The 25592-nt window shown below is 46.2% G+C and carries 22 protein-coding genes and 11 pseudogenes; 9 read left to right on the top strand and 24 right to left on the bottom strand.

Features of this window, described 5'->3' with window-relative positions; genetic code table 11:
• Positions 1–43: 43 nt before the first annotated feature.
• Positions 44–622: a D-sedoheptulose 7-phosphate isomerase gene (gene lpcA / locus NA986_RS10645; protein WP_000284051.1), complete on the bottom strand. Its 579-nt coding sequence runs from the start codon at positions 620–622 to the stop codon at positions 44–46.
• Between the two features lie 239 nt (positions 623–861).
• Here lpcA and fadE point away from each other — a divergent pair, with 239 nt between their 5' ends.
• The 4 genes from fadE to pagN all read left to right on the top strand — a co-directional run bounded on the left by fadE (position 862) and on the right by pagN (position 5816).
• Positions 862–3306, top strand: a complete 2445-nt coding sequence (fadE, locus tag NA986_RS10640) for an acyl-CoA dehydrogenase FadE (RefSeq protein ID WP_000973041.1) — start codon at positions 862–864, stop codon at positions 3304–3306.
• 108 nt (positions 3307–3414) lie between these two features.
• Complete coding sequence (locus NA986_RS10635; protein ID WP_000015789.1) at positions 3415–4182, top strand: amidohydrolase; 768 nt, start codon at positions 3415–3417, stop codon at positions 4180–4182.
• Between the two features lie 161 nt (positions 4183–4343).
• On the top strand, positions 4344–4751 hold the full coding sequence (locus tag NA986_RS10630) for a Spy/CpxP family protein refolding chaperone (protein WP_000788200.1): 408 nt from the start codon (positions 4344–4346) through the stop codon (positions 4749–4751).
• A 345-nt stretch (positions 4752–5096) separates the two neighbouring features.
• Complete coding sequence (gene pagN, locus NA986_RS10625) at positions 5097–5816, top strand: adhesin/invasin protein PagN (protein ID WP_000787605.1); 720 nt, start codon at positions 5097–5099, stop codon at positions 5814–5816.
• Positions 5817–5819: 3 nt separating this feature from the next.
• On the opposite strand, the gene NA986_RS10620 is transcribed toward pagN, so the two are convergent.
• On the bottom strand, positions 5820–6008 hold the full coding sequence (locus NA986_RS10620; RefSeq protein ID WP_031603244.1) for a hypothetical protein: 189 nt from the start codon (positions 6006–6008) through the stop codon (positions 5820–5822).
• Between the two features lie 56 nt (positions 6009–6064).
• On the opposite strand from NA986_RS10620, the pseudogene NA986_RS10615 reads away from it, so the two are divergent.
• Positions 6065–6177 (top strand): annotated as a pseudogene (locus NA986_RS10615) (hypothetical protein); the annotation flags it as partial.
• Between the two features lie 601 nt (positions 6178–6778).
• Here the strand turns inward: NA986_RS10615 and tioA are convergent.
• The 6 genes from tioA to tcfA form a co-directional block, all read right to left on the bottom strand.
• Positions 6779–7396, bottom strand: a complete 618-nt coding sequence (gene tioA / locus NA986_RS10610; protein WP_000241748.1) for a protein TioA — start codon at positions 7394–7396, stop codon at positions 6779–6781.
• A gap of 139 nt (positions 7397–7535) precedes the next feature.
• A complete protein-coding gene (tinR, locus tag NA986_RS10605) occupies positions 7536–7991 on the bottom strand; it encodes an Lrp/AsnC family transcriptional regulator TinR (RefSeq protein WP_000141547.1) in 456 nt (151 codons plus the stop codon).
• Between the two features lie 132 nt (positions 7992–8123).
• Positions 8124–9182 (bottom strand): CfaE/CblD family pilus tip adhesin, encoded by a 1059-nt coding sequence (locus NA986_RS10600; RefSeq protein ID WP_000791808.1) that lies wholly within the window; start codon positions 9180–9182, stop codon positions 8124–8126.
• A gap of 22 nt (positions 9183–9204) precedes the next feature.
• The gene (tcfC, locus tag NA986_RS10595; protein WP_079940866.1) at positions 9205–11892 is read right to left on the bottom strand and encodes a fimbrial outer membrane usher protein TcfC; all 2688 of its coding nucleotides are present in this window, start codon (positions 11890–11892) and stop codon (positions 9205–9207) included.
• Positions 11893–12000: 108 nt separating this feature from the next.
• Positions 12001–12576: a fimbrial protein TcfB gene (tcfB, locus tag NA986_RS10590; protein ID WP_000287812.1), complete on the bottom strand. Its 576-nt coding sequence runs from the start codon at positions 12574–12576 to the stop codon at positions 12001–12003.
• Positions 12577–12626: 50 nt separating this feature from the next.
• A complete protein-coding gene (gene tcfA / locus NA986_RS10585; protein WP_001009507.1) occupies positions 12627–13337 on the bottom strand; it encodes a fimbrial chaperone TcfA in 711 nt (236 codons plus the stop codon).
• Between the two features lie 915 nt (positions 13338–14252).
• Here tcfA and NA986_RS10580 point away from each other — a divergent pair.
• A pseudogene (locus tag NA986_RS10580) lies at positions 14253–14849 on the top strand (ATP-binding protein).
• Between the two features lie 64 nt (positions 14850–14913).
• On the opposite strand, the pseudogene NA986_RS10575 reads toward NA986_RS10580, so the two are convergent.
• Positions 14914–15075 (bottom strand): annotated as a pseudogene (locus tag NA986_RS10575) (transposase); the annotation flags it as partial.
• A gap of 52 nt (positions 15076–15127) precedes the next feature.
• On the opposite strand from NA986_RS10575, the gene NA986_RS10570 reads away from it, so the two are divergent.
• Positions 15128–15376, top strand: coding sequence for a SymE family type I addiction module toxin (locus tag NA986_RS10570; protein WP_023216986.1), 249 nt, complete (start codon positions 15128–15130; stop codon positions 15374–15376).
• Between the two features lie 131 nt (positions 15377–15507).
• Here the strand turns inward: NA986_RS10570 and NA986_RS10565 are convergent.
• From NA986_RS10565 to NA986_RS10550, 4 genes and pseudogenes are all read right to left on the bottom strand, one after another.
• Positions 15508–15785: pseudogene (locus tag NA986_RS10565) on the bottom strand (hypothetical protein).
• A gap of 130 nt (positions 15786–15915) precedes the next feature.
• A pseudogene (locus tag NA986_RS10560) lies at positions 15916–16073 on the bottom strand (RHS repeat-associated core domain-containing protein); the annotation flags it as partial.
• 29 nt (positions 16074–16102) lie between these two features.
• Positions 16103–16570, bottom strand: a complete 468-nt coding sequence (locus tag NA986_RS10555; RefSeq protein WP_000828178.1) for a sugar tyrosine-protein kinase — start codon at positions 16568–16570, stop codon at positions 16103–16105.
• Positions 16571–17704: 1134 nt separating this feature from the next.
• A pseudogene (locus NA986_RS10550) lies at positions 17705–17878 on the bottom strand (RHS repeat-associated core domain-containing protein); the annotation flags it as partial.
• A gap of 136 nt (positions 17879–18014) precedes the next feature.
• Between NA986_RS10550 and NA986_RS10545 the strand changes: the two are divergent.
• Entirely contained in the window at positions 18015–18260 is a 246-nt protein-coding gene (locus NA986_RS10545; protein ID WP_023216760.1) for a hypothetical protein, read from the top strand.
• A gap of 58 nt (positions 18261–18318) precedes the next feature.
• Here NA986_RS10545 and NA986_RS10540 read toward each other — a convergent pair whose 3' ends face one another.
• The 8 genes and pseudogenes from NA986_RS10540 to NA986_RS10505 all read right to left on the bottom strand — a co-directional run.
• The gene (locus NA986_RS10540) at positions 18319–18627 is read right to left on the bottom strand and encodes a hypothetical protein (protein ID WP_023216761.1); all 309 of its coding nucleotides are present in this window, start codon (positions 18625–18627) and stop codon (positions 18319–18321) included.
• A gap of 18 nt (positions 18628–18645) precedes the next feature.
• A pseudogene (locus NA986_RS10535) lies at positions 18646–19170 on the bottom strand (DUF4329 domain-containing protein); the annotation flags it as partial.
• A gap of 243 nt (positions 19171–19413) precedes the next feature.
• Positions 19414–19935, bottom strand: coding sequence for an SMI1/KNR4 family protein (locus tag NA986_RS10530; protein ID WP_023203424.1), 522 nt, complete (start codon positions 19933–19935; stop codon positions 19414–19416).
• Between the two features lie 13 nt (positions 19936–19948).
• A pseudogene (locus NA986_RS10525) lies at positions 19949–20050 on the bottom strand (HNH endonuclease); the annotation flags it as partial.
• A gap of 279 nt (positions 20051–20329) precedes the next feature.
• Positions 20330–21142, bottom strand: a pseudogene (locus NA986_RS10520) (RHS repeat-associated core domain-containing protein); the annotation flags it as partial.
• A gap of 141 nt (positions 21143–21283) precedes the next feature.
• Positions 21284–21865 carry a hypothetical protein gene (locus tag NA986_RS10515; RefSeq protein WP_240890592.1) on the bottom strand — a complete coding sequence of 194 codons (582 nt, stop codon included), beginning with the start codon at positions 21863–21865 and terminating at the stop codon, positions 21284–21286.
• Positions 21866–21867: 2 nt separating this feature from the next.
• On the bottom strand, positions 21868–22128 hold the full coding sequence (locus NA986_RS10510) for a hypothetical protein (protein WP_023216764.1): 261 nt from the start codon (positions 22126–22128) through the stop codon (positions 21868–21870).
• Positions 22129–22137: 9 nt separating this feature from the next.
• A pseudogene (locus tag NA986_RS10505) lies at positions 22138–24231 on the bottom strand (RHS repeat-associated core domain-containing protein); the annotation flags it as partial.
• Positions 24232–24435: 204 nt separating this feature from the next.
• Here NA986_RS10505 and NA986_RS10500 point away from each other — a divergent pair.
• Positions 24436–24669: a hypothetical protein gene (locus NA986_RS10500; protein WP_000035941.1), complete on the top strand. Its 234-nt coding sequence runs from the start codon at positions 24436–24438 to the stop codon at positions 24667–24669.
• Positions 24670–24740: 71 nt separating this feature from the next.
• Here the strand turns inward: NA986_RS10500 and NA986_RS10495 are convergent, their stop codons facing one another.
• From NA986_RS10495 to NA986_RS10485, 3 genes and pseudogenes are all read right to left on the bottom strand, one after another.
• Positions 24741–25088, bottom strand: a complete 348-nt coding sequence (locus NA986_RS10495; protein ID WP_240890591.1) for a hypothetical protein — start codon at positions 25086–25088, stop codon at positions 24741–24743.
• 34 nt (positions 25089–25122) lie between these two features.
• Complete coding sequence (locus tag NA986_RS10490) at positions 25123–25365, bottom strand: hypothetical protein (protein WP_240890590.1); 243 nt, start codon at positions 25363–25365, stop codon at positions 25123–25125.
• Between the two features lie 96 nt (positions 25366–25461).
• Positions 25462–25551 (bottom strand): annotated as a pseudogene (locus NA986_RS10485) (RHS repeat-associated core domain-containing protein); the annotation flags it as partial.
• Positions 25552–25592 lie beyond the last annotated feature (41 nt).

Raw genomic sequence — 25592 nt, 5'->3', positions numbered from 1 at the left:
AGCGCAACCAACGCACCTGCAGCTTGAAGTATGACGGGTATAGTTATTTAACCATCTCTTTTTCGATCAACTGAATCAAAATATGAATCACTTTGATATGAATTTCCTGAATACGATCGGCATAACCGAAGTGCGGTACGCGAATTTCAATATCCGCCGTTCCCGCCATTTTGCCGCCGTCTTTGCCGGTCAACGTAATCACTTTCATGCCTTTTTCACGGGCCGCGGCAATCGCTTTAATCACGTTACCAGAGTTACCCGACGTCGAGATCCCTAACAGGACATCGCCTTCGCGCCCTACCGCCTCAACGTAACGAGAGAAAATATAGTCATAGCCAAAATCATTACTGACGCAGGATATATGGCTAACATCAGAAATCGCAATTGCCGGGTAGCCCGGACGATTTTCACGATAACGGCCTGTCAGCTCTTCAGCAAAGTGCATCGCATCGCAATGGGAGCCGCCGTTACCGCAGGAAAGTACCTTACCACCCGCTTTAAAACTGTCAGCCAACAGGACCGCCGCGCGCTGAATGGCGTGAATATTGGCGTCATCTTTTAAAAAATTAGCCAGCGTTTCCGCCGCTTCGTTCAGTTCGTTACGAATAAGATCCTGGTACATGAGGATATCCTTCAGCATGAATGTAAATGACAGTATGCAGTGTACCGGATAGCAGTACAGGCGAGAAGCATAAGCCGAATTAACGCCTCACGCTTTTGATTTTTCGTGCCCCCAAAAACGGCAACAATGTGAGCTTTGTTGTAATTATTTTGTAAACACATTGCTAAAAAATTTTACATCCACTACAACCTAATCATCACAAGTGGTCAGACCTCCTACAAGCAAGGGAGCTTTTCGTTATGATGATTTTGAGTATTATCGCTACGGTTGTTCTGCTCGGCGCATTGTTCTATCACCGCGTGAGTTTATTTCTCAGCAGCCTGATTCTGCTCGCCTGGACCGCCGCACTTGGCGTCGCTGGCCTGTGGTCCATCTGGCTGTTGGTTCCTCTGGCCATTATCCTCGTGCCGTTTAACCTCACACCGATGCGAAAATCAATGATTTCCGCACCGGTGTTCCGCGGCTTCCGTAAGGTCATGCCGCCGATGTCGCGCACTGAGAAAGAAGCGATTGATGCCGGTACAACCTGGTGGGAAGGCGATCTGTTCCAGGGCAAGCCTGACTGGAAAAAACTGCACAACTATCCGCAACCGCAACTCACTGCCGAAGAGCAAGCGTTTCTCGACGGTCCGGTAGAAGAAGCGTGCCGGATGGCGAACGATTTCCAAATTACCCATGAACTGGCGGATCTGCCGCCGGAACTGTGGGCTTATCTGAAAGAGCATCGTTTTTTTGCGATGATCATTAAAAAAGAGTACGGCGGGCTGGAGTTCTCCGCTTATGCGCAGTCCCGTGTACTGCAAAAACTGTCCGGCGTCTCCGGAATTCTGGCTATCACCGTCGGCGTTCCAAACTCACTCGGCCCTGGCGAGTTGTTGCAGCACTATGGTACGGAAGAGCAGAAGAATCACTATCTGCCGCGACTGGCGCGCGGCCAGGAGATCCCCTGCTTTGCGCTGACCAGCCCGGAAGCAGGTTCTGATGCAGGCGCCATTCCGGATACCGGCGTGGTTTGCATGGGCGAATGGCAGGGCCAGCAGGTGCTGGGTATGCGCCTGACCTGGAACAAGCGTTACATTACGCTGGCACCGATAGCTACCGTGTTGGGCCTGGCGTTTAAGCTTTCCGATCCGGATAGATTGTTAGGCGGAGAAGAAGAGCTGGGTATTACCTGTGCCCTGATCCCCACCTCAACGCCGGGTGTGGAAATTGGTCGTCGTCACTTCCCGCTTAACGTTCCGTTCCAGAATGGCCCAACCCGCGGTAACGATATTTTCGTGCCTATTGATTATATTATCGGCGGCCCCAAAATGGCCGGACAGGGCTGGCGTATGCTGGTGGAATGTTTGTCGGTAGGACGCGGTATTACCCTGCCGTCCAACTCCACTGGCGGGGTGAAATCCGTCGCGCTGGCAACCGGCGCCTATGCTCACATTCGTCGTCAGTTCAAAATTTCTATCGGCAAGATGGAAGGTATTGAAGAACCGCTGGCGCGTATTGCAGGTAACGCTTATGTGATGGATGCTGCCGCATCGTTAATCACCTACGGCATTATGCTGGGCGAAAAACCGGCGGTACTGTCGGCTATCGTGAAGTACCACTGCACCCACCGCGGCCAGCAGTCCATTATCGACGCGATGGATATCACTGGGGGTAAAGGCATTATGCTGGGCGAGAGCAACTTCCTGGCGCGTGCTTACCAGGGCGCGCCTATCGCGATCACCGTGGAAGGCGCGAATATCCTGACCCGTAGCATGATGATCTTTGGTCAGGGCGCCATTCGCTGCCATCCTTATGTACTGGAAGAGATGGCCGCAGCGCAGAATAATGATGTGAATGCCTTTGATAAACTGTTGTTTAAACATATTGGCCATGTCGGCAGCAATACCGTCCGCAGTTTCTGGCTTGGCCTGACCCGCGGATTAACGAGCCATACGCCAACCGGCGACGCCACGAAGCGTTATTACCAGCATCTGAACCGACTGAGCGCAAACCTGGCGCTGCTGTCTGACGTGTCAATGGCGGTACTGGGCGGCAGCCTGAAACGCCGCGAGCGTATCTCCGCGCGTCTGGGCGATGTGTTGAGTCAGCTTTATCTGGCCTCAGCCGTACTGAAGCGTTACGACGACGAAGGTCGCCACGAAGCCGACCTGCCGCTGGTGCACTGGGGCGTACAGGATGCGCTGTATCGTGCTGAACAAGCGATGGACGATCTGCTGCAGAACTTCCCGAACCGCGTCGTGGCCGGATTGCTCACCGCGATGATCTTCCCGACTGGCCGTCATTATCTGGCGCCGTCTGATAAGCTGGATCACGCCGTGGCGAAGATCCTGCAGGTGCCGAACGCCACACGTTCACGCATTGGGCGCGGTCAGTATCTGACGCCCGCCGAACATAATCCGGTCGGTTTACTGGAAGAAGCGCTGCGTGATGTCATCGCTGCCGACCCTATCCACCAGCGCATCTGCAAAGAACTGGGTAAAAATCTGCCGTTTACTCGTCTGGATGAACTGGCGCGCAATGCGCTGGCGAAAGGGCTTATAGATAAAGATGAAGCCGCCATTCTGGCGAAAGCGGAAGAGAGCCGCCTGCGCAGTATCAACGTTGATGATTTTGAACCTGAAGCGCTGGCGACCAAACCGGTAAAGCTGCCGGAGAAAGTGCGTAAAGTCGAAGCCGCATAATCAGTCTCGCCTCTTTCCTGCCCCGCTTTCGCGGGGCTTTTTCTTGCCGCTTTTTTATTATTGCTCATGCTACAGTGTAAAGACGCTGTTCAATGAGGAGCTCCGATCGTGTCTGGTTTGAAAATTACTCTGTTGCAACAACCTTTAGTCTGGATGGACGGCCCGGCAAACCTGCGTCATTTTGACAGACAGCTAGAGCTCGTATCTGGCCGGGATGTGATTGTTCTGCCTGAAATGTTTACCACCGGCTTCGCGATGGAGGCCGCTAATAACTCACTTTCGCAAGATAGCGTGATTACGTGGATGCAGGCCAAAGCCCGACAAACTGACGCTCTGATTGCCGGCAGCGCGGCGCTACAAACTGAGCGCGGCGCCGTAAATCGCTTCTTACTGGTTGAACCGGAAGGCAAGGTTCATCTCTATGATAAGCGCCATCTGTTTCGTATGGCGGATGAACATCAACATTATGCCGCAGGCGATAAACGCATCATCGTGCAGTGGCGCGGTTGGCGCATTCTGCCGCTGATCTGTTACGATCTGCGCTTTCCGATATGGTCGCGCAACCGCAATGATTACGATCTGGCGCTGTATGTAGCGAACTGGCCTGCGCCGCGCTCGCTACACTGGCAAACATTACTGACGGCGCGCGCTATTGAAAATCAGGCTTATGTCGCAGGCTGCAACCGGGTTGGCACCGATGGCAACGGGTTACATTATCGCGGCGATAGCCGGATCATTAATCCCCAGGGCGACATTATCGCCACCGCCGAACCACACCAGGCGACACGTATCGATGCCGATCTTTCTCTCGTCGCCTTGCAGGACTATCGCGAAAAATTTCCAGCCTGGCGCGATGCCGATCCATTCACCTTGTAAGCAACCTGCCGCTCACCGCGGCGGGATTGTTTCACTCCGTAACTCTCCGTAAAACAAATTCGCGTGGCGTAATGTGGCAGGCAACGTATTCTGACTAAGATAATTGCTCGCCATTCGCGGGTAATAAAAACGGTTAATCACTCCCTTATCAGGATATCTTCATGAAAAACTTTGTACGCACAACTTTACTGGCAGCGACTCTGGCGGGCGTTTCTTTTGGCGCTTTCGCCACCGCTGTTCCCAATCCTCCCCTGCCCGCCCAGGATCCTATTGTCCAGCATCTGAAGCTGACAAACGATCAGATTACCCGGATCAAAAAACTTCACCAACAACTGGAAACCGACGTCAGTCAGATTTCTATGAAGGGAATTAAAGACGGTGCGCTGATAGAGGTGATTAAATCCGGTAAATGGGATGACGCCGCCGTAAAACAGCAGCTTGCAGCCTTCAGTAACATAGAACAACAGGCTCGCTATTATCGGGTTAAATATTATTTTGATTTAAGCAAAGTCTTGACACCAGAACAACGTCAACAGGTACAACAAGATCTCGCCCAGGCACTTGAGTAAATATTTTTGCCCGTTATTCCTGGATAACGGGCTTTATTCTGGTCGGGTACAAATTCATCTTCATCTTTTTCTTACAGCATCGCTCCATCTCACACTACCCGTTACATAACATAGAAGTGAAACCGTACGTGGGGCTGGCATACGTTGGGCAATTTGGCGAGGAGATGGATTTCCATACCGACGATTATCGTATTGTTATTTAAAATCTTCATCTCATTTTTTACCCGCTTACAGAAAACCCAGCGTTACAATAGACCGTTTTTTGGGCTTCGTTTATGTAATCGTTATATCACACCCTATACCGTGAAACTTGTCTTTTAGCCCAATATTAAGGCAGGTTCTGAAATGAAAAACTTTTTCGCAGTCTGCATCATTCCCCTTGTGGTAGCCTGGTCCGCTACTGCATCAGCAAAAGAAGGGATCTATATCACCGGGAAAGCGGGGACATCCGTAGTAAATGTCTATGGAATCAACTCAACCTTCAGCCAGGATGAGATAGTCAATGGTCATGCAACGTTACCTGACCGTACCAAAGGCGTTTTTGGCGGCGGGGTTGCTATCGGTTATGACTTTTATGATCCATTCCAGCTTCCAGTACGTTTAGAACTGGATACCACTTTCAGAGGTGAGACGGATGCTAAAGGCGGGCAGGATATTATTGCATTTGGTCAGCCAGTACACATAAATGTAAAAAATCAGGTCCGAATGACCACTTACATGGTTAATGGCTATTATGATTTTCACAATAGTACGGCATTTACACCCTATATCAGCGCAGGCGTTGGCCTCGCTCATGTGAAGCTAAGTAATAACACCATTCCTGTTGGTTTTGGTATTAATGAAACTCTGTCTGCTTCAAAAAATAACTTTGCCTGGGGCGCAGGTATCGGTGCAAAATATGCTGTAACAGATAATATTATGATTGACGCCAGTTATAAATACATTAATGCAGGCAAAGTAAGCATTTCAAAAAATCACTATGCTGGTGATGAACATACCGCTTATGATGCAGACACAAAGGCTGCCTCCAATGACTTCATGCTCGGCATTACTTACGCCTTTTAAACACTATCGGTAAAATAGCTGGTTCTGTGGGTTCCCGAAGGCGCAATGGAGGATATCAGTAATGAATACTCCTGCGCCTTCAGAAAATCGTTGAACAGGTGCAACCTGGCGCCATTTTTCAGTACACTGCAACGTTTCTGGTATGGGCTTAACTTCCGGCTGCCCAAAAACAGCCCCGTCCTGTTGTATGATCTCTAAATGTGAATGGCACGATTATGCGAGATACTTACAAGTGTCTGGTATGAAGATATACTGCGAACGCCGATGTAAACGGCGCGCGTAACATTTTAGAGCGGGACACGCCGTGCTTGCCTGTGGAAGGAGCGTGCAGTCAGGCAGCCCGTTGGAGCAGGAACCCACGCCCTTCAGGACGTGGAGGATGTCAATGCACAAGAATTGGGGAATCTTTAGCAGAATTTATTATCTCTACAGTAGCATCTCTCTTGTTCCCGTCATAAATAACCCAATGCCTCCAGAGCTGAAACCGCCTTCAGCATGAGCACTGGCTGCAAATAACACCAAATAAAATAATAATATAACAACTACCGAGACAAAAAACACCTCTCTAAAGTATTTAGAATTCATACAGTCAGCTCATTTAAATTTAACGTCACATGCAACCATGCATGCGTAAAACAAGAACCACACTCATATTAATAATGATTAGTAATGTGAGTGTGCGTATAACGAGATACAGATGTATATTCCTTAATGTAACGGAACATCATCAATGCAAATAGCAACCATCGATATATTAAACTAAAATAATACATCTAGTGCATATATAAACCATTCGTATGGTGGCTGTAATAAAATTGTTGATAAACGGTCATCCCCTAAACTTCCAGCCTCCCCACCGCACGAACAATGATGTTCTTTATATTTAATCGTAATAAAAAACAAAACAATAATTAAACAAAAAATAAATAAGATATTTTTGATTCAAATTTTCACTCCTTCTGTTATATATACCAAGTTTCATTTTTTTTATGATCCCGAAAGAAAAAACCGTCATATGACGATGGCCATTGCATTCCATACATGTAATCAACTTCGTTCTGGTACACGGCTCTCTGTTCTACATCATTTATATCCCCGACAAGAATCTTTTGGAACTTATGATAATGATAAACACTACTAATAAAATTAGGATCACGAGGCACTACGCAAGCCTGAAAAAAGAACCCAAGGTTTTTAATTTCACTGGAATAAGAATGTTTACCACAAAAATCAAACCAAACTTCCATACCATAATCTCTGCGACTCCTGATGTACTCGCTCAGAAATTTGTGGTTGTTATTAAAGTCAACAGAAACAGCAAATAACCCGACGCTATTTAATTTACTGATCCTTTCCATATGTATGAGCACAAATTCCCAGGGGATCCTGAGTATATATTTATTTAACCCATATTTATGGTTGAATAAATTAAATGACTTTTGTAACTCTTCAAAAAACATCAATGACTCAATTATGTGGTTTTCGCCTTCTTTCCAGAAGGGTTCAACGAAATAAATATCAGTAACATCATCTGTTTTAATGCGGTTTTTTGTTACATGCACGGGGTGATATTTAACCATGTGATATTCCGCTGTGTTATTCTGTGCCGCTTAATTTCACCACTGCTGATTAAAATCCTTGTTCAACAGCCGCAATCTGCCGTTGTTGTTCCGTAAGAAGGATAATAATGTATTAAATCAGTAAGTACACATCACACTTTCACACTGGCAGTTCGTTTGTTTCCTTTATTTGCTCAAGAACAAAGCTCGATGCAGATCCACTAATTGAAGAATTAGTTAATATTATTTTCTCATAAAAACTATAGTAATCGTTCATATCTGTAAATACTGTATGCATTAAATAATTAAATGATCCAGAAATTCGATAAAAGGCAATAACCTCAGGCATTGACTTTATTTTCTCAGAAATACTAGCGTATTGCTCCTCAGATATGTTAATCATAATAAAGACATTAAGTGAAAGACCTAGTTTTTCTTTATCCAATAAAGCAAACTGACCAATGATAACTCCCCTGTCTTTAAGTTTTTTTAAACGTTTGAAACATGGTGTGGGCGTAAGTCCCACTTTATATGCAAGTTGCCATAAAGTTTGTGCACAATCTTTTTGGATTTCTTTCAATAATTCTTTATCTTTATCATCTAAATACTCAGTCATAGGAAAGCAGAACCTCACGCATTGATTTTCATAAGTGAATAGATTCTCTTTATTAAATAAAACAAGTATATAAAGAGAACTCTGATTTAAAAAACCATATAAGAAAGATATCAATAAAATAAATAATTACTGTCAGGGGGTTTGTGTTCCCATCAGCATTGTCACCGTCAGCGTTCCCTGATATTCACCAGAACGCTTCTCCCTGATGTTAAAGGGTTGTGTTGTCAGGGTAAGGGGCACTGACACACAACGTACCGCCTGCCGTTGCCCGGGAAGTACCACCGGACGCGTTGCTGCTTTATCCACGTTCTCCAAACTGAACTCCACGCCACGGGTGACAGGAATACTTCGTCCCCCATAATTCATACTGACCGCATAATCAATCGTATCAGCAGAATCACTCTTTATAACCTGAAATCCCGTACCTGACTTATTGCTTCCTTCTATCTTCATCTGTAATGAACGGGCTTTCACACCTCCGTCATACAGACACATATCCAGATTAGCCCTGCCCGACATTTGTGAGGCATTCAGCCGGTGCAGATTCAGGTCCACCCGAGGTGTTGCAGTACCAAACTGCGGAAAATAAATAGCCGCATTTTCTGCAAAGTGGTCTGTCACATTCAGCGTGATATCTGCAGTCCCGACACCAACTTTTCCGTCTAGCCATCTATGTACATCCAAGACCAACGTTGCTTTCCATATACCGGCTTTCGGTATTTTCGCTAGCTCTTCGGCGGAAATACCGGCCGTTACGTAGTTATGTGGATATACACAAGTACAGGCTCCATTAATAGTAAAATATCCACATGCTCCTCCAGCACGAGCGTCCAGTATGAGCGTAGTTTCAGCATGACTGATTTGTTCTCTGAAACGCAGACGAATCTTTGTTACCCCCCGTTTATCCCATATCAGATTTGTATCGTCACACGCCCCCTCGTTTTCATTACTATTGGATCTACATACCCATCCTAGATAATTCGTATCTATATGCTGCTCAAACATGCGTTCAAAGCCTAGTACATTACTCCTGTCGTAATTCAGGTCGACGGTGCTGGTCCGGTCGTAGGTAGTCTCCGCATCGGCGACTTGTGGCAGTGTAGCGCCAGCCATCAGCAAGATTGCGCAGGCCGAACAAATTTTCGGATGTAAATAATGGTTTATCTTTGTCCACTTCATTTTATTCTTCATAGTAATCGCCTTTATCTCTACGTCAGGCTTCCTGAACGGAATGGCGCAGCAAACCTGCCACGTTCAGCAAACGGATGACCCGCGGCGATATTTGCAACGCCTGTGGCAGGGCATCCACGTCACTTAATTCACACCGCACATCACCCACTACCTGCATAACATCCCGACGTTTATGTACTGACATCGGACAACGCAGGATCCTGTTTTTTGACAGCAGCCACAGGCTGGATTCTTTATGCTCGCTCTGCAGGCTAAATCGCCCGGAAGGTCCCAACGACAAAAATGGATGGTTCAGTGGCTGTGCGTCCAGCAGCGGTCTGCCATCCTTGTCCAGTACGCGGCCAACGTACAGTCGGCTCATACTGGCGCTGATGTTGTGAACCAGCAGATGCCCGGGTGTCAGGAAGTAACACCTGCTTCCCCCTCCCGCTTTTACGCCTGCCATACCCTGTGAACTAACCCCTGCATCCTCAATGGTCACCTCCGTGGCGTTATAGCCTTCCATCAGCAACAGCGACTGCTGACCAAAACCGAGACTGAACGGCTGGCTGCTGCCACGAACGCTGACTACTTTCCCGCTACTGCCCTCGTCCCCCTCTGGCTCCACGTTCACCGCCATGCCAGAGGCCGGTTCACCGTCCTGACCACCTCCCCAGAACAGTCCATTACGGGATAACGCCAGAGACGAGCTGTAGCCAGCGGTGAGTGAACTGGCGCTGCCCGCATTACGTTGATGGGAGTTACTGAAAGTGGCGCTCAGTTCACCCATACGGCCGCTCATGCGTCCGCCGAGACTCCCGCTCCAGCTGTCGTCGTTATAACCGGAGAAACCCACCGACAGTTCACGATACAGATCCTGCTGCCAGGATCTCACATGGTTCACATTCCAGGACGTCTGTGTTTTTTGATTCCGGCTACTGTGAATATCGGTCCCGGCTGAGGTATACCCATTACTGCCAGTCATTGTCGGTGGTTGAGAGGCATATGACACACTGACACTCATAAACAAGCCATCATCATTCACTCCGTCATTTCGGGTTCGCCATACTCCCCCATGGGTATTAATATTCATGCCAGCCATATTAAGGCTGTACGTTGCACTAGCCTGAGCAGATTCGCGGTGAGAGGCAGGGATGTATGCCTGTCGCCAGAACACATTTTCTTTGTCACTGTTATCATCATATCCCCGGTAAACCGGCCGACCTTCTGTCCTGCTGGTACTGTATCCCAGTAGGGCATACCAGTTCCCCACCGGAACCGACAGGGAGGCGTTCATCGAAGTCTGGCAGGTCATACTGGCATGCACTGACTGTGGATGACGACCACTACAGGCATCACTTTCCGTATGGTTACGCCACAGACTCGCGGAAAATCCGTCGTTGTATGTCACCTGCTCAGTGTTACCGCTCGTGCTGTCTGTCCCATGCAGTATCCCGGCAGAAAGGTCCAGCGTGCCATCCAGCACTGCATGCTGTGAATTCAGTCGGGTTTCACTGTACCAGGCCTCATGTGCCAGAGAGATACCTTCGGTCAGACTGATATTTTTCCGCAGCCCAGTTTGGAATCCGGCAGCCATGACAGTCTCACCGTCATAATGGCTGGCTTTATCCCCGGTATCTTCCAGCCCGCCCTGAATAAACCACTGGGTCTGTGCACTGAAGCTATTGCCCCCCTTACTGAAGGGCTGGGTCTCCGTTCGCCGCAGAATCCCATCCTCATACACCCGCAACGCCAGAGGATAGCTTCCCGGTGGAAGAGAATGAGTATCCAGGGTATGCATTCCCGGGGTCAGGAACTGACTCCCCAGCAACTCGCTGCCACGATAAATATCAATACGGGCATTTCGGGTAACCTGAACCATAACCGGAGTGGCATTCTGGTCCACCTCATGGTTAACATAAGCTTGGGTGGTCCCGGTTCGTAATCCATCAAACCGGCTCAGGGGAAGCAGACTGAACCCAAAATCCCCCCCCGTGGCGCTGGACAGATTCCGCTGATCCATCCGACCAGCCTGGAGATAATACTGATTGCCGAGATCCTGACGGACAAACAGATTGTCAAACCAGGTCTGACTGTTACTGTAATGTTCTGACTGATTCCAGATAGCCGCCCAGTTGCCTCCCAGATAACGACCGTCACCAAGCCCCAGGGCACCGCTACCATTCAGTGTCATATTACGGCTGTGGAGATCATCACTCAGATACAGCGTCTGGCGGTGAATAAATGCGCTGACACCCTCCGGGGTCGGAGTCAGCCAGCGTTTATCACGTCGTTCTTCATCCGGCAACCAGTCCCGGTTAAGAAACAAAGATAACTGACCGTTGTTCTCATCAAAAATAACCGCAACATCCTCTTTATCTGTTGCCACGTAACCACACTCGCTGCTGTCTTTTGCTTCTGAGACACCACAGACCAGATTGCTGTTACGTAGCAACGGACGGCTGAGTGCAGCCAGCGCTTTTTGCCGTTCTGCGACCGGCAACGCGGCAAGCCCACTGCTTTCAAGTACCATCAATGGGGACATGAACTGCACGGTGTCCGGTTTAACCACCACCGGAAATAATCCCAGTGAATGCCCTGGTAGCAACACTTCAATTTGCTCAGTCTGTCCTTCCAGCAGAGATTCAAATCCAGGAGGGGGAATAAGAGTTGCCTGGCTGGTAAAACTGCACAATCCCAGTAAATAATACATCCAGAAATAACGACTCACGTAAAGAGACCTGAATTGCAATGAATAATAAGATCAATACCGGATCCGGTTCAGGTACGAACGGTGACACCCCAAAACCGGATCAGATGAAGAGCTAATAACCGGTTATTAGCCGGCAGTGACAGCCTGTGAAATCACCAGACTGACCAATCCGCTGTATTCACCGGCAGGCAGGTTTTGTAAGGCTGCTCCAGCCTTCTGACCAATATCCAGGTTCAGCGGAGCTGAAGCATCGCCAGTTTTTCCGTCCGGGAACAGGGTTTTAGCTTCCAGTACAGAATTGGTGGTGGTCAGTGACCGTCCTCCCAGAGTCACTTCCATATCAATGGTTTTGGTGGGATCCAGGACGTTGATAAGTTGTGGAGCATTCAACAGTTTTACATTAACCGACTTGGTCTGATCGTTGCTGTAAAGGCGGGTCTGGAGTGATTTATGGACCAGGCCCTTACCCGGCATGAAATCCAGCTTCATAGTCGACGGGAGGGATGAACCATCGGCCTGCAGCAGTTCAAGTGTACTGTCAATATTGGCAGTGACGGTAATATCCTTCTGAACCGCAGAAACAGAAAAAGAATAAACGGTGGCCAATGCCACAGCTGCGGCAATAAAAGATGTTTTCATGTTCATAAAAAATAACCTTGCTTTGTTGTTTATTACAGTGATATATGTACACTCGGTATACATCCGCTCCCCCTGAGAATAAATGTAGGGTATAGCGTACGCTCCGTGTGTTTTTACTTTCCGGCTGCTGTTAAATCAGCAGAGATTACCGGTGAATTTGCACCCGTACGATATTCCACACGAAATGCATTACTTTTTATTCCGGCCGGAATATCAGCACTCCCGCCGGGATAAATACTTTTGTCTATATTCTGCCAGTGGCATGTGGTGTCGCAGTTGCCGGCCCGAATAAGAGAAAGCCGGGTATTTCCCGTATTCAGCAGGTGGTGACCGTTCGTTACCAGCGCAGGCCTGGGGTCTGACGGAGAAACACGCAGCAACACCCCCCAGACAAGATTCACACTTACGGATGAATTTTGCTTTCCGCCTGCCTGTGGATCATCTTCCAGTTCAGGAACAGCCTCGAAGTATACCCGCCAGGCTTCCTCTCTTTCCGGTGCCTGAGTACTGATAACACGTATTGTTTTTTTTGTTCCCGGGGAAAGAGCAAATTTCTCCGGGGAGACAACAAGTCCTGTCTCTATATCATTCCCTGCTGGTACCTCCTTCTCCTGTGGCATACCAGGGTGTTCAATACGCATGATTCTTGTTCGAATATATTGCACATGATCTGATTTAGAATAGACGAACAGCGAGGTGGCCTCTTCGCGGCTACTATTAATTTCTGCCGCCATGGGATAAACGAGCATATTAGCCCTGGCATGACCACATGCAAACATAGCGACACAGAGAAACACCCCGGGAAGAGTATCTTTAAAATTCATACCAGATTTTACCGTATAAAAGTCATCTAAATTTTAGTATTAGCATAGACAGAAAGTTATCAGCATAAAGAAGCAAATTACGATTCAGTGTTAATACATTTTGTGTGGAGGGCATCATACGGAATAAAATTTTTCGCTCAATACCTCTGTATTTTTCAGGAAAGAAAAAATTAGTAAATAAAAGTCCACGGATTTCATTCACTAAAAGCGAACGACAGATCTGTAAGAATCGCTGAACAATTAATAACGCCGCAGTAAAAATTTTGGAAATTCTTCATAAGAAAGTTGTTACTGTGTACCTGACTTACTCAGATAAATGGAACTGTATTTCCCCTCCTTCAAAGCAACAAATACGTAACATAACAACGTAGGAGACAGAGAATCTAAAGAAAGCCCTCCAGGAGGGAGATACAATTCAGACTACAAAACCAAATAAACCTTAAACAAAGCCACAAATAGACTGATCATCATGAGGTTTTACAAAACCAGGTAAAAAAAAGTAAGCAAAGTAATTAATTTAGAAAACTAAAGTTACAGTTAGATCAGATTTACTTGCTCAATATCTGTTAAAAATATGATATCAGCAAACAAAAACTTATATACATCATATGGTTACGCTTGATGTTTACACCTCTCCAGCAAAGTGTAATCAATATAATACACTATTTTTAGATAAAATATTGGTTAAATATTCCATAAATAACAACATAAAACAGAATAATTCACCATGAAAATACAATTCACCTTTTAAAACATAATGTTATAAAAAAACACCATTCAAATTGATGCCAGTCCCTTACCTGTCAATGTTGTTTACGGTTCCTTTCCCCCTTTTGTGCGAGTAAGCAACATGAATATACAAGTCTTAACGACCAATGCCTCTGTCAGCCCAAAAATAAGTCGACATTCCTGTGCATGGCGCTGCAGCAGTTCGACTTCAGCTTCCAGCCAGGCATCGATCGTAAGGTCGTCCGGGAGTTGGCCGGTCTGGCGTTCGTGGAGCGCTGCGAGAATGTGATCCTGCTGGGGCCCCCGGAGTGGAGAAAACCCACCTGGCCGTTGCCCCCGGTGTGAAAGCGGCAGATGTGGGCCATCGGGGGTTGTTCATGCCGCAGGACAGGCTAGTAGACGCTGATGAAAGCGAAGCTGGTAAACCGCCTGGAGCGCCAGCTACAACAACTGAGCTATGCGCGGGGGCTGATCCTGGACGAAATAGGTTACCTGCCAATGACCAGCGAGGAAGCCAGTCTGTTCTTCCGACTGCTGAACCGACGGTATGAAAAAGCGAGCATTATCCTGACGTCAAACAAAGGCTTCGCAGACTGGGGAGAGATGTTCGGTGATAACGTGCTGGCAACAGCGATCCTGGATCGGCTACTGCATCACTCAACCACACTGAATATCAAAGGAGAAAGTTACCAACTGAAGGAAAAACGCAAAGTCGGGGCGCTGACCAAAAGCGCAACGCCAATCAGTGAAGATGAAATGGCGGAAAGCGGACAGCAGAAGTGATCAAACAGCGGATATTAAAAATAGCGAAAAACGACCATAAATCCTGGCGTTGACATCCTCAAGATTTAATATCAGAAGCTTCCATGCCGCCGTATCCAGACTTCCAGTTGTCCCTGGTGGCTTCCGAAATACCGGCCTCCCGGTAGACATCTTTAACAGTCTGTCCGGATTCGACTGATCTAATCACAGCGATGATCTGGTGCGCAGTAATACGGGCTTTACGCACAGCGATCTCCTGCGTTGGCAGATTGATTATGTCGGATGATCTCTAAATGTGAATGGCTCGATTATGCGGGATACTTACATACTCACGCATTGAGAGACTTTCAGTTCGTTTGTACGGTGAATGGATGCCGCAGGCGGGGTTTATTAACGGGATGCCCGTCAAGGTGCGGGTAATGAGGGATTGCATCGTGCTCACGCCGCAGCATACCCACGGACTCTTTGTCTGTATTGAAGGGATGGGCGTAACCCGCATTAATAAACGGAGTGCAGAACAGTGGTTAAAAAAATTTCTGGGGCGCTGAACAATACCGGAGATATTCCGGTGATTAAACGCAAAAGAACGGAACAGGAGTTAATGAGTAATTGATAATAAAAAGCCGGGAAAAGATAACCCCTCCGGCTTTTACACATTATTCCTCCGGTTCCAGATGTTTTATTTCAATCCTTTTGGTTTTATTTCGGGATGTTTTTCATATAATGGATTCATTATTTTAATAAGCATTTCACCCATGATAAAACCAACCGTTTCTCGATATACATTAAATTCATCCTCATCACAACGGGACTGAACAACAGCAACAGATTCATCAAGCTCCTTACTGAATCTCAACATTAAATCACTAATTAATATAGCTGTATCCTTATCGTTAACCATATCTATTCCTGTAGTAAAACATCAATAGCCTTGATTTCCTTTACATTCGTTAACACAATTCCAGCAAGCAAATCCGTTACTTTTTGTAGGTAAAGACATAAATAAGCATTCACTAATGCAATTATTTTCAACCATTTTTCATCTTAATAACTTGCCAGAATCACCTCTATCAGTACCACAAGTAATAAGACCAAGAAGATCACTATCTGTAATAGGATTCAGCGGATAATGATATCGGCTCCATCCCCCTTTCAGCCCTATTGGATCTACGTAATATACCTTCCCAGTCCCGGATTATAGAAACGGCGCTAGTTATAATACAGCCCCGATTCTTCATCGCATTGGGATAGGTTCTAACTGGAGTTATCACACATTAATGTAATTTAATTACCTCCCCATGTTTCCCCGCATCATCCGTATACATTGCTTGCAAGCATATTTTTTGTCCATCATTTTTAATATAATTAAATTCTTCAATTAAAGAATAGTTAATATAGTCCACTCTATAATATAACTCCACGGATTTTGAATTAATGACATTGCTATATTGAAGTTTTCGCCCTTTAAATTCACCGAGTATTTTCATTTTAGTTCCCATAACTGTTAAAAAATCTTTTCTCGCAGTGGCATTTTTGAAAGAGTCACATGACAAATCATATATCTCAGCATACTCCCCTTCATTATAAAGAGAAAAAAGCTTATCAACTTCTTCTTTCGCAACTTCTCGAATAGCGCTATCATTTTTAATATTCTCTCTACCTAACCATGTAAAAAATAGAATAACGAACAACACAATCAACACCATAAATAGTAACGATAGAAAAAATCTATTTCTTTTCACTTGAATTCACCTGGTAACCAATCATATTCCTTATCCATCAGATCGAAAATCTCCGATAGACACCTCGAATGCCGGAAGCATGTGAGTTCCCCCTAGTCTCCAAATCCGGGTCCCATACTCACACCTTTTGTATATTTATAACTATCAGTTTGATCACAAGCATCTGTATAAGCCATTCCCGCAAGAAGTGCCCCATAAGAATCCCCTCCAGACTCTGATATTCCTGGTAATAAATCAGCATCAGGGGCTGATATTGTGAATAACAAACCAGCAGAAGTACCTGTACCGCTATGATCACACAATGAATAATACGCACAAACCTCTCTTTCCTTTGGGGTGTGTACTCCGGCTCCAGTTGTCCCGCCATCTGCTCCGGCGTCAGCCTCCCGTAACAGCCATACCGGTACACGTACTGCATATCTTCCGTGATGCGGTTATCCGCCTATAATGATTTCCCGGCTTTTATTCAACGAAGGATTAATAATTTCATGTACAGTCTCTGATATTCTTTACTCAGAGTTATCAGCCTATCCCCCAAAATAAATCACATATTATCTTGATTATTTTTTTAAGATTATCTCTAAACATCCCTCTTTTCGATAAAGTGGCATATAATACCCATATTATCGCGCTTATACTTCCAATAATAAAGATCAACATGGATATTTTATTAATCATATTCATCAAACATCAATGTCCCTATCTTTTTGATGAAATTCATTGGAGAATCCATCATGTTATGGAATTTCTCTTTATACAAATCGCTAATTGATGGCTCATCTGGATCGTCAAACTGTTCACTATAAGGCAATACACCTAATAAATTTCTCCAGCACCTATCCTTGTCGGTTTCATTAAGTGATTCTGATAATCATAAATTTTCCCTGTTATATGAAGCAGTTGCTAATTTGATATTCCACGCCCCCATGCCAGAGAAACATTGCCCACTGGAGACAATGTAATAAATCCATCAGCAGCAATACCTATCCCGAGTTTGGCTACCCCACTTGCGTGCAATCTTGCAGAATTAGCCATATTTAAACTAGCCGTTAACATTTTTGCCGGATTAAATGGAAGACTATCCAGACTATTATTAGTCTCATCTATCATGCGACTACATAATTCACATGTAAACAATCCCAGCGGATCTGTATCTGTGACGGGATTCAACGGATAGTGGTAAGGATTTAATCCTCCTTACAGCCCTGTCGGGCCCTGACTGACGAACCTGCCACACTCCGGTGCATAATATCTGAACAGATTTTAATGCAGGCCCGTTTCATCGTCAAAATACGGCCCCGGTAGCCGGTTGCTCATCACCGCCCGGTACTGGCCGGGGAGAGGGAGGCGCGGTGCCAGGATGTCGCGCCCATACTCACTCACCCTGAGCTCCACAATCAGCCAGCATCCGGCGGATAAATAAGAATTTATTTAGTCAGCAAATATGAATGCCTCCGGCGCCAGCGTCCGCCACATCAACAGCGAAACCTGCATGACCACCTGTTACTCACAAATCCCCAGCGGCGACTGCCAGGAAGAAGCGGGATTTGAGACCGGGCGCAGCGTGACGGTGAAGATTTCGGACGGGTGTATTGTGCTAATGGCGGACGGTAACGAGGTGCAGAAGCTGTGCGAACAGCTTTATCAGGCTGAACAGGTAGTTAAGGGGATGTGGGACGTGATTGTTTAGTGGACTGACCGGGGATTAATAATAAAAGAGGTTTGAGAATATCTCTCGGACCAATATACTAACGACCACCATATATAGAGATGACTTCTTTAGTCTTTACGTTTATGTTAACATTTACCTCTTTAACCTCAATACCACCAGAACCTATATCCATCCAGTTATCTTGAGTGATTTCCTCTGATAAAAATGTAATAGTATAGAACTCTACATTTTCTGTTTTACGGATAATAGGATTGAAAATCAAATAAAAATTTTCCACATCGTATAATTTACTCCACTCACTATTTTTAATTGCTATAATTGCATTAAATAAGAACGGAGTTAATTCTTTATCAATCTCAAGAACACAACGATTTTTTCTATTCATCAGATCTCCCCCCGCACCTTATAACGGTACCGCATCATCAGGGCCGCTGACTCTACCAAAAATCTTCCAGAACCCGCCACTTAGCGCTCCTAAAGCATCAGTATAGCCAGGATAATAACCATTTGCCTGATTATGAATAAATATATCTTTTGAAGAAAATTGATCACTATCATGATAATCTCCTGCCTTATTCGTCCGGTTAAAACCCGCATCTGAATAATCGCCGTGCGTGTGATATTGCCCGACTGGTGTAGAACCTTTGGGTAAACCACCTGCGGAGTCTTTAAATGTTGGTGCTGTTCTGCTGGTTCTTAAACGACCACGTGTATATCCGTAAGAACCATCTTTAGCTCTAAATATAACTCCGCCGTACTCTCTGTTTTTAAATATGGACATCGGATTATATTTACTTAGAGCAGATCTCGCAGCATCATCCGCACTTGAAAAACCTGAACATGATTTCCTTAATCCGAGGGGATCGATCCAACTTAACGGATTCGGCGCATACGCATATAAGTTTATTCCGCCCCTCAGCGAGATTGGATAAGGATAGTGGATCTAATCAGATTGTGGAACATAATGTCAGTTTTGTATGTAAATGACAAAAAACACTGCATCATAGTTCATATGCTATCGTCTTACTCTAATCAGCATTCCATCTTTATGAGTATTATTCTATCCATTAACCGATGGGTAATATCATAGGGCAAAAAAACAATCAGTCATTTTTTCATCATGCTGATACTTTCATCAACCGCATATGACACCCAAGATCTTCCATTTACACTACAAGTCTCGGTACAACTTCATCCCTGCGCTTAACGTATTTATAACTAGTCTCTCAAAAAAGTCATAGAAGTTATCACTAAATTTATAGAGAGGCCCACTTACATTCTCAGCATTTATATCAAATTTTTGTAAATCATCTTCCGAGTGTAAATGAGTCCTATCCCAATAATAAACGCCTTTCTTTTCACCTTCACATACTAAGACAAAGTAGTTTCCTCCCGGGTCGGAGCCGATAATAAATGCATTGCTTATGAAATCTATCTCGTCGAGATATTCATTATTCTGGTAAACTAATTCATCGTTTCTATTTGAAATTCCGTATCCGAATAACGCATAAAAGGCAATGGCCCCATCATCAACAGAATCATAGTCAAATTCACAAAAATCAGGCTGCTTAACAACAAACCCGTTATACCGAGACAGAAAATCCTTATAGTCATCGGGAAATGATAATGAAAAATTTTTTTCCAGATCTCTAATTTGGTTTTCGGCTAAACCATTACCACATGAAACAGGCATATGCACTCCACATTTACAAACATTTATTTCTAATATTTGAGACACCACCCCGATGGGTAAATCTACTATGTATGTCTTTAGGAACTTCTTGCATGGTGACTCCGTTTTGATGATGATGCCAAGTATTAACTTCCAAATCGGCAGCCCCTTTGGGAGCTAAAGCATTGGCTTTGCCAAAATCTCCTGATGGACCCAAGCGGTGATTCCCTTTTAAATCGGGGACATCAACATGTTGCACCTCATAAGGACTGAAGTCTGGATATCCATCCGGATACCTCACTACATTGCCATATTTATCTTGATATACCCATGTCTGACCATCAATCTCCTGCCAGATACTTCCTCCCTTATCTAACCATTTATCCGTTAATGGAGAATTCAACGGCTTGCCGATCAAACCCCACGGATCAATCCAGCTTAACGGATTCGGTGCATATTGGTAGAGGTTAATACCTCCATTCAGCCCAATCGGATCCTGACTGACGAACCTGCCACACTCCGGTGCATAATATCTGAACAGATTGTAATGCAGCCCTGTCTCGTCATCAAAATACTGCCCCGGCAGCCGCAGCGGCTGGTGAAAGTACGCCCCGCTGTTGCTGATGTCCGCCGCATTCTCTCCAAACCCCCTGATATACCCCGCCCACACCAGCGTTCCGTCCGCCGCCGTCACCTCCTGCGGCGTGCCCGTCACGTCCGTGTGGTAATACCACACCTGCCTGCTTTCTCCCTTTCCCGTCACGCTCGCCACCGGCGTGTACGGCTGTTCCGCATCGTACAGATATGTCCGCCAGCCCTGCTGCTGCACGTTCTCCTGCAACAGCCTGAACCCCTCCCACACAAAGTCCGTCCGGCTCCGCGCCGTATGGCCCGTGTGCCGCCCGTACGTCGCCTTGCGGGTTCGCCTCCCCAGCGCATCGTAGCCGTAGTGCGTCTCCGTGTTGCCGCTGATGACCCGCGTCAGCTGCCCCTGCGCGTTCCACTCCAGTTGCTGGTCGCGCCGCGTGGTCAGCTCGCCCCACTCGTTATAACCGTAACGGTCACGACCACAGCCCGGCAGCCGGTTGTTCATCACCGGACCCTGCCCTTCGTTATCCAGCAGGTTGCCCGCCTTATCGTAATAATAACGGTCGTGGTCATACATCTGACCTGAGCGTCCGGTCAGGTAACCGCTTCTGTCATAGCTGTACACCACGCTGCCACGCAGGCGGCGTACCGGGGTGAGAAACGCCATCGCGGGTGCCGGGGCCCGTTACGACTGGAACCATGAAGGTGCTCTGAAAGTTAAGTAATAAAAAGGCTGGGCAAATTTCAATGGTTCCCGGCAAATATCAATAATTGCCCCCTCTCATTTACCTATTTTCTTATTTATTTCGTCTTTCCTGTGACTATAACTTTTTTTATCGGGGTGAAAATCAACAGTTTTAAGTGTCGAAGAGTTAAGCAAATAGCTTAAATCTCCATCTTTTAAGTTCCAAAATTTAAGATTTTTAATACTTTTCATTTCTGGAATAAAAGAGAGTGAATCAACATCTGACAAAAAAAGATCACATATAGATTCGTTATCCCTTAGGAAAGAAAATTCAGTTAATTTTTTACACTTCTCAACATGCAGATAAGATAAGGTTTTTATTTTATTTATACTTGATATATCAATAACGTTGGGGGAGTAGGTAATTTTTAATGACTTTAAATTACTGAGAAGCTCTATCCCAGATAGAGTTTCTATACTGACACTACTTATTCTCAGCGTATTCAAGCTCCTAAGCGAAGATATAAATTCACAATTAGTGTTTTTTATTGAAACCAGTAAAAGATCTACCAGGGTATCGATATTTAAAACATCTATTTCGGCATCGGCCTTTGTTATATAAAGAGTTTCCAACTTCTGAAATTTAGAAAAATCAATATTTCCTTTTAAATACTTCATTATTATTTTTTTATATTTTTCATTTCATATAATGGCGATAAGTCAATTTTTTTTAGATCGATATCATCAATAATATGAAGTGAATGAATATTATCATTTTCAGTCAATGGCGATAAATCAAGTTTGTCATTGCTTTTTTTTATTGGGCTGACTATTTTTATGTTATGTAATTTCTTTTTTGCAGCATAAGATATTCCCTTGGATAGAATATCCAACGGTATTTCAAGATCGCCTGTATTCTCGTTATAATAAATTGAATTCATAATACCTCCTTAACAACCCTTAGATGCTCTATATTTACTATCTAATTTATTAGCTAATCGATTAACTTTTCTTTGTGTCTTAGCATCGGCAGCATCATATAATCTCTTACCAGGTGAGCTTATACGTTCGCTATTCGCGAAATCAGGAGAATACCGAGCATTATATTTTTCCATTAAACGATGCTCGACCATAAAACCTAATTTATCATCACCAAAATCCATATGCGCAAATTGTATCGCATTAGCCCTACCACCTATACGATAGTCCATCGAATCATACATTCTGGATTCAGGCCCTTTGCCAATATAATATGTAGTACCGTCAGTGAAAATATATGTCCCTGTCAATCCCCATGGATCGATCCAACTTAACGGATTCGGCGCATACTGATAAAGGTTTATCCCGCCCCTTAGCCCAATCGGATCCTGACTGACGAACCTGCCACACTCCGGTGCATAATATCTGAACAGATTGTAATGCAGCCCTGTCTCGTCGTCAAAATACTGCCCCGGCAGCCGCAGCGGCTGGTGAAAGTACGCCCCGCTGTTGCTGATGTCCGCCGCATTCTCTCCAAACCCCCTGATATACCCCGCCCACACCAGCGTTCCGTCCGCCGCCGTCACCTCCTGCGGCGTGCCCGTCACGTCCGTGTGGTAATACCACACCTGCCTGCTTTCTCCCTTTCCCGTCACGCTCGCCACCGGCGTGTACGGCTGTTCCGTATCGTACAGATATGTCCGCCAGCCCTGCTGCTGCACGTTCTCCTGCAACAGCCTGAACCCCTCCCACACAAAGTCCGTCCGGCTCCGCGCCGTATGACCCGTGTGCCGCCCGTACGTCGCCTTGCGGATTCGCCTCCCCAGCGCATCGTAGCCGTAGTGCGTCTCCGTGTTGCCGCTGATGACCCGCGTCAGCTGCCCCTGCGCGTTCCACTCCAGTTGCTGGTCGCACCGCGTGGTCAGCTCGCCCCACTCGTTATAGCCGTAACGATCACGACCACAGCCCGGCAGCCGGTTGTTCATCACCGGACCCTGCCCTTCGTTATCCAGCAGGTTGCCCGCCTTATCGTAATAATAACGGTCATGGTCATACATCTGCCCGGAACGCCCGGTCAGGTAACCGCTTCTGTCATAGCTGTACACCACGCTGCCACGCAGGCCGTCGTCAATCGTGCCCACCTCGCCGTGGTTGTTCCAGTAATAGTCCCTCGACGTCACGCAGCCCTGCCGCGCCGGGCGCTGGCCGGGAAGAACAGGGGCGCTGCCGGGCGCCAGACTGCGCTGCCAGCTCAGCAGCCCGTCGTCGTCATAGCCGCTGTACGTCGCAAGCTGCCCCTGCGTGCGCATTATCTGACGGTGCAGGCTGTCGCGCTCATACTCGCTCACCGTCAGGCCGTCCAGCTCCGTCTGTAACAGATGCCCGCTCCCGTAATACAGATGCGTCAGGTGCTGCCCGTCCGGCAGCGTGATGTCCGTCGGGTTGCCCAGCGCGTCGCGCTGATAACGTATGCTGCCGTTCCCCGCGTGCTCCGCCGTCAGCCAGCCGCTGCGGTCATACTCAAAACGCACCGTGTCGGCCTGCATCCGGTGCTGCTGTTGCCCCGCCTCCGTGGGCGTGAGCGTCACTGCCGTTATCTGGTCCAGCCGGTTGTAGCTGAACGTCCGCTGGCCGTGTTCATTCTCCGTCCGTAACAGACGGCCCAGCGCATCCCGCTGCTGCGTCTCCCGCCGCACGCCGCCCTGCGTGCCCGTGGTCTGTATCGCCGTCAGATAACCGCTGTCGTCCAGGATAAAAGTACGGCTCAGTCCGTCCGGGCGCACCTCACGCACCAGCCTGCCGTCCGCATCGTGACTGAACCGGTACTGCGCCCCGTTGCCGTTGGTCAGCGCGGTCACCCGGCCTTCCGGCGTGTACTGCCAGCGCGTCTCGCGCTTCTCCTCATCCGTGTGCGCCGCCAGCAGACCGCGCGGCGTATACCGCCAGCTCTCCACGCTCCCCGTGATACGCCGGTGGCTGCTCATCAGCCCCAGCGCATTCCAGGTATACCTGTCCTGCTGTTTCCCCGGTGAGTTCACCGTCTCCGGCAACCCAAGTCGGTTGTAGCATTCGCTTTCTGTTCCCTGTAATACTGATGTTTCTTTTCCAGTCTCAGTTGATCACGATGAACATCAGCAGAAAATGCCAATCTGCTGAAACCCACTAAAAAAGCGAGATCGATACGCGATCCTGATACTGTGCCGGATTTTACCCACTGTGAGTTTTATTCATGCGTTGAAGGACGCTCGGTTCGTTTATGCGGCGACTGGATGGCGCAGGCCAGATTTATTAACGGGATGCCTGTGAAAATTCGGGTGATGAAAGACTGCATCGTGATCACGCCGCATAATACCCGTGAACTGTGGGGCTGTATTGAAGGTATGAGCGTGACATATATTAATCACTGGAAAGTTAAGACATGGTTAAAAGATTTTCCCGGCTTACTGAATAATACCGGGGATATTCCGTTGATAAACCGGAGCAGACTCGAAGGCGGGATTTGAGAGGTTAAATAATAAAGAGTTGAGGAAATTCAATATTTCCCCAACTTATAAAAATAAACCTCACAAAGATTTTATAATTTATCCATCCACGATCTCATGTGATTTATATCACCATCAAAAACAAATCCTTCTCCATTATCGGGCAAGAATAACTGACCAGTAGCAAATCTTAAAAATAGTTCTTTTTTTGCTTTTTTCTGCTTAATGGAAAAATCATCATCCCAATTTAATATATCTTCATTATGTTTTTTTTCATCAGATAAAAAAACCAAAATTGAATTTTCTAATTGTTCATAAGATTGATAAGTTTTCCTGAGTGTAATATCGAAGTCTAAATCACCAATTATATTGTATGTAATAAGCAGTTCATTTCCAGACGATTCAATGGTTCTTTCCACTAATGGAATTGAATCTAACATCCTATTATCTATTGTATTTCTCATGCAAACCTCACTAAGGAACGATAATTATCCCAGCTTTAGTACCATCACCAAAGATAATATTATAGTGCGGATTATTATCGTGTAATGGATTTTTAGAATTATGAACAACATTAGATAATGGATTTTTCACATTATATAAATCACCCCGATATGTTCCCGCTGGTTGTTTCCATACATCGCTGAATTTAGTGCCAATATAAAGCTCTCCAGACCTTGCAGGAAAATTGTCAACATGAGGTCTAAGATCCGGCATGTTATCTAATAATGCTCTTGCTTCGTCAATACTTCTAACCGTGACATCTTTACCATTTCGTAAATCAGATATATTGCGCCGTTGTTGGGCATTACATCCAGCAAGGCCTAACGGATCTATCCATGACAGCGGATTAGGCGCATACTGATAAAGATTTATCCCGCCCCGGATCGAAATAGGGTCAGGGTACGCAGTCTGACCCTCTTACCAATCATACCGCTAATTTG

The organism is Salmonella sp. NW177 (assembly GCF_051811585.1).
Classification (GTDB): domain Bacteria; phylum Pseudomonadota; class Gammaproteobacteria; order Enterobacterales; family Enterobacteriaceae; genus Salmonella; species Salmonella enterica.
Note: the sequence above shows the minus strand (reverse complement) of the source record. Positions and strands in the feature narration are given on the sequence as shown.